General features: G+C 43.9%; 9 protein-coding genes and 1 pseudogene. 4 read left to right on the forward strand and 6 right to left on the reverse strand.

The annotated features are described in order from the left end of the window. Nucleotides 1–66 precede the first annotated feature (66 nt). The 4 genes from QT994_RS26485 to QT994_RS26500 form a co-directional block, all read right to left on the reverse strand. Entirely contained in the window at nucleotides 67–276 is a 210-nt protein-coding gene (locus QT994_RS26485; RefSeq protein ID WP_333048089.1) for a hypothetical protein, read from the reverse strand. Nucleotides 277–1,178: 902 nt separating this feature from the next. Then, nucleotides 1,179–3,086: a 1-deoxy-D-xylulose-5-phosphate synthase gene (gene dxs / locus QT994_RS26490; RefSeq protein WP_333048088.1), complete on the reverse strand. Its 1,908-nt coding sequence runs from the start codon at nucleotides 3,084–3,086 to the stop codon at nucleotides 1,179–1,181. A 441-nt stretch (nucleotides 3,087–3,527) separates the two neighbouring features. After that, entirely contained in the window at nucleotides 3,528–3,695 is a 168-nt protein-coding gene (locus QT994_RS26495) for a hypothetical protein (protein WP_333179913.1), read from the reverse strand. After that, nucleotides 3,673–3,855 (reverse strand): hypothetical protein, encoded by a 183-nt coding sequence (locus QT994_RS26500; protein WP_333179917.1) that lies wholly within the window; start codon nucleotides 3,853–3,855, stop codon nucleotides 3,673–3,675. Before QT994_RS26500 ends, QT994_RS26495 begins: the two co-directional genes overlap by 23 nt. A 41-nt stretch (nucleotides 3,856–3,896) precedes the next feature. Between QT994_RS26500 and QT994_RS26505 the strand changes: the two genes are divergently transcribed. After that, entirely contained in the window at nucleotides 3,897–4,121 is a 225-nt protein-coding gene (locus QT994_RS26505) for a helix-turn-helix transcriptional regulator (RefSeq protein WP_333179919.1), read from the forward strand. Between the two features lie 101 nt (nucleotides 4,122–4,222). Here the strand turns inward: QT994_RS26505 and QT994_RS26510 are convergent, their stop codons facing one another. Continuing rightward, nucleotides 4,223–6,310: a thioredoxin domain-containing protein gene (locus QT994_RS26510; protein WP_333179922.1), complete on the reverse strand. Its 2,088-nt coding sequence runs from the start codon at nucleotides 6,308–6,310 to the stop codon at nucleotides 4,223–4,225. A 271-nt stretch (nucleotides 6,311–6,581) separates the two neighbouring features. On the opposite strand from QT994_RS26510, the gene QT994_RS26515 reads away from it, so the two are divergent. Then, entirely contained in the window at nucleotides 6,582–8,156 is a 1,575-nt protein-coding gene (locus QT994_RS26515; RefSeq protein ID WP_333179925.1) for a PQQ-binding-like beta-propeller repeat protein, read from the forward strand. 258 nt (nucleotides 8,157–8,414) lie between these two features. Here QT994_RS26515 and QT994_RS27960 read toward each other — a convergent pair. Continuing rightward, a pseudogene (locus tag QT994_RS27960) lies at nucleotides 8,415–8,615 on the reverse strand (DUF255 domain-containing protein); the annotation flags it as partial. A gap of 1,463 nt (nucleotides 8,616–10,078) precedes the next feature. Between QT994_RS27960 and QT994_RS26525 the strand changes: the two are divergent. Together QT994_RS26525 and crtA are read left to right on the forward strand one after the other, a co-directional pair. Beyond that, nucleotides 10,079–10,807 (forward strand): PEP-CTERM sorting domain-containing protein, encoded by a 729-nt coding sequence (locus QT994_RS26525; protein WP_333048080.1) that lies wholly within the window; start codon nucleotides 10,079–10,081, stop codon nucleotides 10,805–10,807. Between the two features lie 989 nt (nucleotides 10,808–11,796). Continuing rightward, nucleotides 11,797–12,663 carry a cyanoexosortase A gene (gene crtA / locus QT994_RS26530; RefSeq protein WP_333179931.1) on the forward strand — a complete coding sequence of 289 codons (867 nt, stop codon included), beginning with the start codon at nucleotides 11,797–11,799 and terminating at the stop codon, nucleotides 12,661–12,663. The last annotated feature ends 448 nt before the right edge of the window (nucleotides 12,664–13,111 follow it).

The following is a 13,111-nucleotide window of genomic DNA, read 5'->3' on the forward strand; positions in this document are numbered from 1 at the left end:
TAGCACTACCGCACCCTAGTTTAGCTGCTTGCTTCTCGGTGATACTTAAATTACCTAGGGTACTTTTTAAGGTCTTGATTCTTCCGGCTTTTGTACCGCTAGCTGAGCAGATAAAAAAAAGCCGATATGTGGTGTCACATGAGTCAAAACTTGGTCTCTCACTGCGAGTTCAATATCTTCTAATGTCTGCAAGGAATCAGGATTATAATCATCATAAAGTATGGCAGAAATAGCATCTAGGTGTGTTTTAATTGTCTGTTGTTGTTCAGGTGTCATGATTATATATGCAGTGGGAAGAGATGATAATTATCGCCATTATACTGATGATGGGTAAAAAAGTCATGGTGGGGTTCACGAGTATTTATACTCATCGCAAAAGTGACACCCTCCCGTGCATTTCCGTCTCATAATCCCGAAAATCTGAGATTTTCCCATCCCAATACCTTTGAATATATTTCCCCGCGATTTCCGCACCATCCATCCCGTGTCTAATCCCTTCGCCGCCCAAAAAATTCACTGTCGAGACAGTATCCCCGATCGCAATTATATTATCCTTGCAATAAATATCCTTCAAACCAGGACTGTACTTCAGTGTCGAACCGTGTTTGTCAATAATTTTATAATTTTTAGACTTCAGATATTCATCAATCAGTAAATCAATATATTTTTTCAGCGGTTACAAGCTAAAAAATGGATCAGAGAGTGCTATCATATGTGTAAAATATTTGCTGTCGTCAAATATATATTTAAGTTAGTTACTCATTATCAGATATTTGATTTTCCCAAACTTCATAGTTATGGTAAATTCTCATAAATGATTTAGGATTGCTATACCATATCATCCTTGTCGAGAAAATATTCCCCGCTGTCGGGTTCAACTGCCATGTACCAGTTGTAGTGGGTTTTAATCAATTCTGGTTTGAGGGGCTCGAAAATTGGTTTGCAGGGCTGATAAAATGTTGGCCTGTCAGCACGCCACTGGGCTTTTTTTTGTTCTGATCACGGAATTTTGGGGAACAATCTTCCCCGTCGCACGGTAAGATTTGGTTTCACGTTAGTCATTGTTTTTTCTCCCTTATCCTCCAATCTTCCTTCAATCATACTGCTTTTTCACTGTCATAGATCGATCTGATATCGAATTGTAGGGTGCGCCTAGCGCACCTTACAATTCTAGCTATTTACACGCTAACAGGAGACTGTTTGGGGCTGAATGTTGCCAAAATACGATCGCACATTTGCGACGGATTTAATCCCAAACTGGCAAATGATTGTTCAGGCGTTGCATGATCTACCAATGTATCGGGTACACCCAACCGCATCACTGGAACAACAACATTATTGTCCAACAAAGCTTCGGCTACTGCTGAACCAAAGCCTCCCATCAAACAGCCTTCTTCCATTGTGACAACTTTGCCGATTCGCTGTGCTAAAGGCAAGATTAATTCGGTGTCCAAAGGCTTGACAAAACGCGCATTGATCACAGTTGCTTCAATGCCGTGCTCGCTCAGAATCTCGGCGGTTTGCATCGCCGGATAAACCATTGAACCATAACCCAATATCAGCAAATCGTCGCCGTTGCGGAGAATTTCGGCTTTGCCGATCGGCAATTCTTCCCAACCTTCTTCCATCAGAGGCACGCCGTAACCGTTGCCGCGTGGGTAACGCATGGTGATCGGGCCGCTGGTGTGGTTGATTCCTGTGACTATCATCCGCTGCAATTCGGCCTCATCTTTTGGTGCCATAACTACCATATTTGGCAGGCAACGCAAGAAGGCAATGTCGTACATTCCTTGGTGAGTTGGGCCGTCAGCCCCGACAATGCCCGCGCGATCCAAACAGAAGAAAACTGGCAAATTTTGGATGCAAACATCGTGAATTATTTGGTCGTATCCCCGCTGCACAAATGTTGAGTAAATTGCTACAACCGGGCGCATTCCTTCGCAGGCTAGACCAGCAGATAAAGTCACGGCGTGCTGTTCGGCAATCCCGACATCAATGTACTGTTTTGGCAGTTTTTCATGGAGTTTATCCAGACCTGTTCCGGTTGCCATTGCAGCGGTAATGCCGACTATTTTGGGATTATCTTCTGCTAGCTTGACTAGGGCGTGGGCAAATACTTTTGAGTAAGCTGGAGGCTTGGGTTTAGTGGAGGGAATGCCTTTGCCGGTGGCTAAGTTAAAGGGATTTTGGGCATGATATCCTACTTGGTCTTTTTCGGCGATCGCATATCCTTTGCCCTTCACCGTCACCACGTGAACCAACACCGGCCCTTGAATGGTATGAGCTTGTTTGAAAGTGGCAATTAACTCTTCCAAATTGTGTCCGTCTACCGGGCCCATGTAAGTAAAGCCTAATTCTTCAATTACGGCTCCAACTTTCGAGACGGCCAAGCGTTTCATCCCTTCTTTGAGGCGTTCCATTTCTGGGGTAAAAGTTTCGCCGACAAAGGGAATGTGTTTGAATTGTTCCTCTAAGTTATCTTTGAGAAACTGCACCGGTGGCGACAATCGCATCTTGTTCAAATAGCGGGTAATTGCGCCGACGTTGGGAGAGATTGACATCTCGTTGTCGTTGAGCACAACTAACAAATTGGTTTTCGGCATATGGCCCGCGTGGTTGATCGCTTCGAGTGCCATGCCGCCAGTCAATGCGCCGTCGCCGATGACTGCTACAGTTTTAAAGTTTTCCCCCTTGAGGTCGCGCGCCATCGCCATTCCTAGTGCTGCGGAAATGCTTGTGGAAGCGTGACCTGCACCAAAATGGTCAAATTTGCTCTCGCAGCGCTTGAGATAGCCTGCAACGCCGTCTTTTTGGCGCAGGGTATGGAATTGGTTGTAGCGGCCGGTGATTAATTTGTGAGGATAAGCTTGGTGGCCGACATCCCAGGTAACTTTGTCGCGATCGAGGTCGAGTGTTTGGTAGAGTGCTAAGGTCAGTTCGACTACACCCAATCCTGGGCCGAGGTGACCGCCGCTAGCGGCTACAGTTTCTAAATGCTTTTCTCGAATTTGTCGGGCAATTTGTTCGAGTTGATGAATCGAGAGGCCGTGTAATTGGTTTGGGTGAGTCAGTTCGCTGAGATGCATATTTTAAAATCTTGCTCCTGTGAATCAGGACGAATCCTTAACAGATATAGGTTGTGCCTGCGACGTTGGGTACGCGCCAACGTTAGAATAGTTTAACGGTTATTTGAGAAAAACTGTTAGCCGTAAGATTTTTATTATTTTTGGTCTGGTAATTATAGTTAATAAATTGTGCGTAGTCAATATAAAAAAAGCTTATGTTGTTAGTTGCTAATGGCTAGTTGCTAGCTGCATGGAGATTCTTCAGCATTTAAAGCTAAATAAGCCTACCTAAAAAAATAAAATACTCAGATACCCGACTTCTTTAAGAAGTAGGGTATCTAACAGAAGAACGTTTGACGTTTAATTAGAACGACCTACTTACTTTTTGTCAGGAAAGGACGAGTTCCCTTTTCTATTTATCGGTTTTCCAGTTAAAAGAAAAAAGGATCTCGCTCCCATCAATTACAACAGTCGCTCGCAAGTAGCCGAGCGCACTTCTGGCAATTTCTCAGCCCCAGTCATATCAAAAACGATCGCGTGTTTAGCCACCGGCAACAACCGCCGTAAAATTTGCATATATCCCTCAGCATCGCCTCGGCGGTGGAACCTAGCCACAACCAATCGCTGCATATTTGGCAATTGCCGCACGATACACCAGGGATGAGTGTTTAATTTGGGCTTTGATGTTGGTATCATAGGGTAATCCTTCCCCACGTTCGTGGGGTGTGGTAGAAAAGGCGATCGCCCTTAAGTTTTCGAGGCTAGGAGGGCGATCGTTTTTAGTGTACATAGATATTATCCGGTATATATGCACCGAAGTCAAGCAAAAAAATGGGCTACGTGAGACTGCGGATTAGAGAATTAGCTGAGAAGAGAGGTTGGACGTTTAAAGAAGTTGCCGATCGATCGGGAGTCAACTACAACACCGTAAAAAGCTACGGAAGGCGGGATGCTTTGAACACAGTCGATCTCTCTGCTGTCTACAAAATCGCCCGCGCCTTCGATGTGACTATGGAAGATTTGGTCGAGATTTTGGAAGATGGAGGGGCGGACTGAAGATGCGATCCCTTCCCGGTAGAAGATAATCTACTTCTTCCTTCTGCTTTCTCCTTCTTCCTTCGCGTCTTCGCGGTTCAATAATATAGACAGTATTGGTGCTAAACTCGCGTTTGACTTTGCAAAATTTCCTCCAACAGTCGCTCTTGACTTTTCGCAGGTTCCTTGCAAGTCAAACACTCGCAAACTAACCCGATAACTCCTTCAGGTAAATCAGCCTCAATCTGAAAAACAGCAGTCGGATAATACTGGGAAATCAACCCAGCAATTTGATCGGGTGACGTGCGAATCAGAGTAGAATGCTGATACCAGTCGATCGCCGAAAGTAGACTCGGACAAGCTTGCGGAGCATCTTGTACAATACTGCTGAAAGCTTGCAAACCTTGTTGGGCGCGATCGAGATATTCCAAATTTTGCCCCAACAGTGCCAGACGAACCAAAGATGCGATCGCAATTCCATTCGCCGCCGGAGTTGCATTGTCTATATAGCTGCGTTCCCGCACCAACAAATCTCCGCTAGCATCCTTAGCAGTATTGTAATATCCTCCCAATTCCACGCTCCACAAAAACTCATCAAACTCTTCTTGCACCTGCACAGCTTTCTCCAACCAAAACTGAGAATTCGGCAACTGTTTTGCCTCTTCCCCGTTCTCTAAAGTCAAACTCGCTTGGTGCAAATCCAACAAAGCTTTCACAAACAAAGCATAATCTTCCGACTGCGCGGTTACAGCAGATTGTCCGTCATAATTCAACCGCTGAAACCGCCCCTCCGTCCACTGATTTTCTAAAATAAAATTAGCAGTTGTCACAGCTAATTCCAGATATTCCAAATTTCCAAAAACAGCCGCAGCGCGGGCTAAACCCGAAATCATTAAGCTATTCCAAGCAGCAATCATTTTCGTGTCAGTAACTGCGGGAATTCTTCCGGGCCAACTGTCGTTTTTAGCTTCTTGATTGTTGCGGGCTGGCGGAAAGGTTTTTACAGTCTCGGGATTGCCACCGTAGCGAACAGCAAAGAGTTTAGCCAAAGCCGTTTCTACCGTGTCGCTCAGTTTTCCAGGATGGCGGCGCTGCAATACATTCTTGCCTTCAAAATTGCCGCTACGGCTAACAGTAAACTGTGCTTTAATTTCCGCCAATTCCTCAGCATTTAATAGTGCTTCGAGTTCGGCATAAGTCCAGACATAAAATGCTCCTTCTTCCGGTTCAACTTCCTCTGAAGTGTTAAAACTGTCAGCATCTTGTGCAGCATAAAAATAGCCTGTCGGCGCAGTCATTTCTCGCTTTAACCATTCTACTGTCCGCGCGATCGCAGTTTCAAAAGCGGGTTCTTGTATTCCCGCACTCCACAAATTTGCTAAATACTCAACAATTTGACCGTTGTCGTAAAGCATTTTTTCAAAGTGTGGCACAGTCCAAGTTGCATCAACCGTGTAGCGGTGAAATCCGCCTGCTACGTGGTCGTAAATGCCGCCTAATGCTAAGTCTAATCCACGCTGAGTGCAGACTTGTTTGCTGTCGTATTTTGATTCAAAATTAAATCGGGTTCCCCGCAGTGCTAGCTCAGCATAAGGTATCATTGGAAAACTGGGACCTGGGTTGTGGCCGGCAACAATTCCGGTGTTTAGTTCTAAGCCCTTTTGAAAGATTTCGCGATTTAATTCGGCGGTTACTCCTGACAGCGCTGCCGTCTGTTGGAGGTTGCCTAAAATCTCTGCTTTGAAGGCTTCTACTTTGCCTTTTTCTGTGTCGTAAAAGCGGCGAATTGCTTGCAAAACTTCTAAAAATCCCGGTCGTCCGTAGCGCGGTTCTACAGGGAAATAAGTGCCTCCGTAGAAGGGAACTCGCTCGTCTGGAGTGAGAAAAACGTTGAGGGGCCAACCGCCTTGACCGGTCATCATTTGCAAGGTTTGCATATAAATGCTGTCAATATCCGGGCGTTCTTCGCGATCGACTTTTATCGGTATAAAATGCGAATTCATGTATTGGGCGATCGCGCGATCGGAAAATGCTTCTCCTTCCATCACCGTACACCAGTGGCAGCTAGAGTAGCCAATTGAGAGGAAAATCGGTTTATTTTCGCTCCGGGCTGCTTCCAAAGCTTCGTCGCACCAGGGCCACCAGTCGATCGGATTTTCGGCGTGTTTCCGCAGGTAAAGGCTTTGGGATTGAGCAAGACGGTTGACCATAATCAAATATACTTTTACTCGTGCTGGGTAAGCTTGTCAGTCCTCTAGCAGTTTAGCGCGAGATGTTTTAGTTGAGTTGTTGCTGATCATTATGTTTTAATATTAATACCAATTTAAGGTGAAGTTGCACATATCTCGATCCCCCTAAATCCCCCTTAAGAAGGGGGACTTTGAGAAGAATCTTGTCCCCCTTATTAAGGGGGGTTAGGGGGGATCAGATTCTATGCAGCCTCATAAAAAATTGGTATAACGCTGAGTATCTCGATCTAATATGAGCTTATCATCTCGGAGAACCTTCAATCAACAGCTCGGACAATTTTTGGTGAGTGCTGCTGTTCCTCCTGCTGTTATCAAACTGAGCCAAACTGCATCGTCGGATCAAGCTTTATCAGAAACTAATCTTAACAATTTTCTGGCTAAAGCAGACCCAGAAATAGAATTATTAGTCCCAACATTTTTAGGTAACGACAAGCGTCGGTTCTACGGCAGAGGTGTCCCCAAAAGCTTGAATTTAATCGACAAATTTGAGCTAGGAAGCGGACGGACTTTTCTGGGAAGGCGATCGCAAATTTGGAGCGGCGCGGGTTGGACTGGACAGCCCACAATTACCAGAGACCGGGGGAAAACTTATTTAATTATAGGTTCTTTCGACCACAATTTGCGAAAAATAGATATTGCTACCAATAAAGAAGTGTGGCGCTATAAATTTGATGATATAATCAAAGGTTCATCAACAATTTATATCGATGAAAAAGCCAGCGCCGAAAATAGAATTGTGATTTTGCAGGGAAGCCGCAGCGGCGGTGGTGGCAAAAATGTTGTGCCGAGTTTTAGGGCAATATCTTTTAGAACTGGCAAGGAACTTTGGAAATTGGACATCAGGAGAACGCCCAGCTACAGCCGGGATAATGACAGCAGCGCTTTGGACATCGGCGGTGGAGTTTTGTTCAATGCGGGGGAAAATGCGATCGGCTATTTTATCGATAGTTCGGCTAGCCAAGCAAAAATCAAACAAGGCATCAAGCAGCCAAATATCTTGTCGGAAGTACAGCTTTATGCAGCCGGAGATATCAGCAAACACGGCGGAAACTTGGTAGCGGAGTCATCGCCATCACGGCTCAAAGATAGAATATTTCTAGCTGCTGGTTCAGGTCATATTTACGGTATTAGCATTGAAACCAAAAAGATAGTTTGGGATTTTTATACGGGTTCAGATTTGGATGGAACTGCTGTAATTTCTCAATCTGGTAAACTGTTTTGTGCCATTGAAAAACAATACATTCAGGGCAACGGCGGAGTGCTGAAGCTGAATCCAAACAAAGAACCGAGTGCCAGCGTCGAATGGTTTTTACCTACCGGAAATCGCCGACTTTCTAGCTGGGAAGGGGGGATAATTGGCTCGGTGGCGTTGAATGACGAGTACAATCCAGGGGAGTTTCCGGCGCTGTTTGCCACAAATGCGATCGACGGCAACTTATACATCGGTTCCCAAGATATGATTACAGGCAAAAAAACGGCTGTACCTTGGCGAAACCAGTCTTACGATACTCCGGTAATAGTTTTTCAAAAAGAAATAGGTTCTTCTATTTCAACTCCGATTTTTACCGATGGCAGTAAACTGATCAGTGCCGGTTACAACGGCGTTTATTTGTTCGAGTTGAATTGGGAACGAGCGAAGTCAGGCGAGAAAAATGCTTTGAGAAATGCTAAAGGCGAGTTTTACCGTTTGAAAGTAAAAGAATCCGGGAGATTTAAGCCGGGCTTATCCTTTGAGGCGACGCCTGTAGTTGGGGACGGAATTGTGAGGATTTGCGCGAGGGATGGCTGGATGTATACTTTGGGTTAGTTATTGGTATTTTTTCCTCTATCGGGAACAGGCTTTCGGGCCTGTTCCACAATAAGTAAACTCTTTTGTGGAACAGGCCCGAAAGCCTGTTCTTAAAAGGGTGTGGAAATCTCCCACCTATTCCTACCTGTGGTTTAACTGCGGTTATATGTATGAGAGAAATAATTTCGGAAATTATCGGAAACTCGTTATGACAACTCATGAAACTCAAATAAGTTAAGTTTACGGTTCCGAGGATGCTCAAGGTATTTTACAGCTTGCGATCGCTCGATCGCAAAATGCTTCCCCTTCCATCACCGTACACCAGTGGCCGCTACAGTAACGAATTGACAGGAAAATCGGTTTATTTTCCCTCCGGGCCCTTTCTCAGCCTTCGTCGCACCAGACCCACCAGTCGATCAAATTTTCGGCCTGTTTTCGCAGATAAAGGCTTTGGGATTGAGTAAGACGGTTGACCATAGTCAAATCCCCTTGAACTTTTGCTGGGTAAGCTTGTCAGTTCTATAGCAGTTTAGCGCTAGATGTTTTAGCTGAGTTGTTGCTGATAATCCTGTTTTCATACGATCACTGATCATTTATATGTCAAATGAGTCGATCATCTCCGAGAACCTTCAATCAACGGCTGGGAAAATTTTTGCTGACTGCGGCGGTTCCTCCTGCTGTCCTCAAACAGTGCCAAACTGAATCTGGGAATTGAGGGAGTGAGAAACCCGCTAAAACCTTGATATTTAGACGGTTTAGGCTCTTGAACCTCCCTCAAGAGAGTAGTAATTATCAAAAGTTTATTGACGATTTTGATGGTAGCGAACACGAACAATCCTGATTCGACCCTGCAGAAAGTCTAAAAATTAGCGATCGCACGCACACATTTTTTTGATGACAAGCTACTCAAACCCTTACTGCGTCAAGTATTTCTACTTGCTGCTCACGCCTTTAAATCTTAGAATCGAGCTTTTTCAGAAAAAAATAATATTAACAAATTTTTAGGGAAAGCAGACCCAGAAATAGAATTATTAATCCCAACATTTTTAGATAACGACCACCGCGCCTTCTACGGTAGACGCAAGCCTGTTTCATTCTCTTGTAGGGGCTGCCTCCCGTGGCTGCCCCAATCCCACCAAATGCCTAAGAAATTCTGGATGGGTCGGGTCGGCATTCTTGGCACGACCCGTACAAAAAGCTGGTTTTCCTGAGAATGAAACAGCCCTGACGGTAGAGGTGTTCCGCAAACTATGTCCTAGAAAGTCGAGTCGTCCCTTTACTCGGCCAAAGTTCCGGCGTCACAGATAATAACCAGCACCGAAACCATTGGTCTTTAAACTGAGATGTTGCACCATGATCAATAAGCCTGTTGTGGGCGGCCTCTGGGGCCCAACCCCTACTCCCCACAAGAAAACTCATTCTTTGTGGAACGGGCCCCAGAGCCGGTTCTTGGTAATGGTGCAACATATAAGTCTAAATGGCGCTTGTTGCTGAATCCGAAAGGGAGAATCGACGCACCGAATATGAACCCAGATTTTGTCCTGAGTTATAGCCCACATTCTGCCGCTTCAACTGTCACCATCGGTTTTTACCTATTTTTACCCAGCCATCCAGCTCTCACTTAAACTTTTCTACCGTACATTAACGGATAAAAAACTTTTTAAGGGCATAATTTAGAGATTTAAAACAGTTTTATCAGTAATTATGCTGTGTGAAAACCCAGGTTAGGAAGGTGGGTTAGAGCTTTTTGAAATAAAGAAAAGTTAGGACTAAAATCCGGGTGGCAGCACCCTATTTTTTTATGCACGCCATAGGAAATAGCTAGCTAGAAGTCATCTATTTAGGCATTTTGCCTAAATCCCATCAGCGTATTCTGAATCTTCATCGAATCTTTATCAAAACTACTTGCATTAACTTGTGGTTCCGTTTACATTGAATATGTGAAGGAAAAAAACCTGCTTCCAGCAAACATAAAAATAAAGGTGTTAACAATGAAATTGCAATTAAACTTAGTCAAATCTCTTTTAGCTGTTGCCAGTGTCGCCACTCTTAGTGCAGTATCCGCAGCACCTGCCTCTGCCTTCAGCTTTGGTAATATCGCTGGTGGCGATACCGTTGGAGATGCTTATGTTAATGACTTTAGCTTTGATGTCACAGATGGTGGCTCAGATAACGTTTTCTTCAAAATTGCCAATAATAACACATCCGTCCCCGGTATCTTTATTGGTTCAGTTTACTTTGACACAGGTTATAACACCAATTTATTGAGCGCCTTTGGCATTAATACTGGTAATACCGGCACGGTTGATTTTAAAGATAATGGTACTGCTAATATGCCACAAAGTTCAAACCTTACTACTCCTTGGTCTACGGATTTTTCAGCTACGAAAAATGGTGCTGGGTCGAACGGTGTCCAAACTGGTGAGGCTTTGGGATTGAGTTTTGGTGGAAATTATACTAACGTAGTTTCCGCGTTGAATGCTGGTACTTTGAGACTAGGGTTGCACGTCCAGGGTATTAATGGCGGTAGCGATACTTTTGTCAGCAGTATCAGCACTAGCAACACTGAAGCTACTCCTGAACCTTTAACAATGCTTGCTGCTGGAGCCGCTGTTGGTTTTGGTACTATGTTCAAAAAGCAACGCGCTCAGGCTCACAAAGCTCAATAGGCTATCATTTGAACTCGTTTTCGATTCTGGCTTGATGCCAAACTGATTATTTTATGTTCGAGCTAAAAACCTGGTTTCTTAGTGAAACCAGGTTTCTTAGTATCTGATAGCGCGCCACCGTGAAAACCCCGGACTTTGAAGCCGAACTCACAGCATCTCATATTTGTAAAAACACTTCTTCTGGCTCCTTCTTTCTTCCTCTTTCCTCCTGGCTCCTCCCTCCAATTTCTATGTTGACTGCTTTGAGATGCTTCCCGTCAAATCGCCCCTAGACAGCGCATTTAAGAACTCCCGTAAGGCTGTTTCTGAAGCATTTCCGATATATAGCAATCCTTGCAGGAGTCGTAAATTTTTTACCCCACCCAAACCCTCCCCGAACCCGCTGGGAGTCCGTAAGAAATTCCCAAATGATGCGAGGATTGCTATAAAGACACGCTCGATTCTTGAAAAGCAGATAATCACCATTGAGCATGGCTCGAACTCCAACTCGCTCAGCCGTATTTACTCAAACCTCAGTGTCACACCGTGCGCGGTGCCAATTGTGTCTACTTTCAAGAAACCCAAGCCTCATTAAGGCTACTTATTTTTAATTTTTGTTGATTCACTCTCTTTTTCGTATTTGCTTACAGGGGTCAAGTAAGCAAGTGCTAGGCATCCAACCAATCATTTCGAGTAGCCGTCTTTCCACTAGGTGTCCTAATGCTGAGCTATGCGTTGCCTGTGAGTCTCACCATTCGTCAAATTCCAAAGCGTCTACTAACCTCATCTCAAAGATTTACTGCCCTTAAAATCCTCCGACTCCTTTCCGTAGGAGGGGTTCAAGCTACTGAGTTGTCCACATCCCCTACTATTTTGATGATATGATCTAACAATAGTCTGGACTGTTTTTAGTTCGTAGTCTGAAACCCGCGATTTTCCGTTAGTACTTCGATTGCCGCAGATCCTGGAAACCCTTATTCTACGGTTGGCAATCAAAAACAGTCCGAAGTATGGCTCTCATCAATCAACTAATATCTAAAATGTTCAAGAGAAAACTTTTTTGGCTCATCATTATCGCCACAGCTTTAGTAACTCTGAATATGACACTCCTGTGGAAACTGGGGGATATTGCTCATTTTTGGATGAGTATAGTTTTTTGGTCCGCTGTGGGTTCCCTGCTTTGGGACAAACAGGATATTCTCAAAGAGAGTGAGATAAAAAGTGACCTATTGTCTAGAGTAGCAGGGACGCTATTAATAGTTTTTATTTTATTTAAAAGTGCTGGGGTTTCCACTAAATACGATCCTTTTTTAAGACTTGCACCTTTTTTGTCGGGTTTAGGTTTGAGCCTACTTGCGGTAGGTTTTCAGCACTTAAAACTCTATTGGCGTGAATTGGTAATATTATTTTTTCATGGAACCCCCAGTGTCCTTACGTTACCTTTAATGGATTTTATTACCTCGCTTACGGCTAAATTTGCTTATTATTCTTTGTGGTATATCGGTTTTAATGTAACACGAGACGGTAATTATGTTGCTTTACCGACAGGAAGGGTGGTGGTAAATGGGGGTTGTTCGGGTATAGAGGCAATGAATTACTTATTAGGTTTAGCTGTAGTTTGTTTGTTGATGTTTCCTACTAAACAAAATAAGGCTTTGGTAATAGGTGTCGCTGTTATGTGTGGTTTTATTATTAATGCTTTTCGGGTGGCGGGAATGGCTTTGTTAGTTGCATCTCATCGCCTAGATTTGTTTAAATATTGGCATGAGGGTGAAGGTTCTTTAGTCGTGGGAATGATTGCGGTGATTTTGTTTGGGATATTTTATCAATTTATGTTGAAACGAGATAGCAAACTTAGTCAAAGTTCGGGAAATTAATTAGTTGCAATTTGAGGTAATATATCGGTTTTTCGATTTCCATTACCATAGTCAGGAGGTATCCGCTCAATAAATCGGGGTAACAGTAAAAAAAGAAGGTTCACAATCTAGGCACAGCATGGTAGAATATGACATATTATTAATCATAAAATCAAGAATGTCATAGTCTTTTTTAGCCACTCAAGTCACAATTAACCGTGGGTTTATACGACACTTACTACAGGAATCAAGGGCCAATAATTCAGAGCCTTTATATTTTTTTTAATTTCTTCAATCAAACCAGGACACACCCAGAGAATAAACCGAAGATTGTTGACGAATAATCGTCCCTAGAGATGGAATATTTCCCAGGTAAGAAATACGGTCGTGCATATATTCAAAAAAGCTAATTCCTAATTTGCGGGTAGTCGCCACCAGAGACATGAAAACATCCATCGCCTTAGTTCCT

The sequence above is a fragment of the Microcoleus sp. S13_B4 genome (assembly GCF_036700885.1).
GTDB lineage: Bacteria > Cyanobacteriota > Cyanobacteriia > Cyanobacteriales > Microcoleaceae > Microcoleus.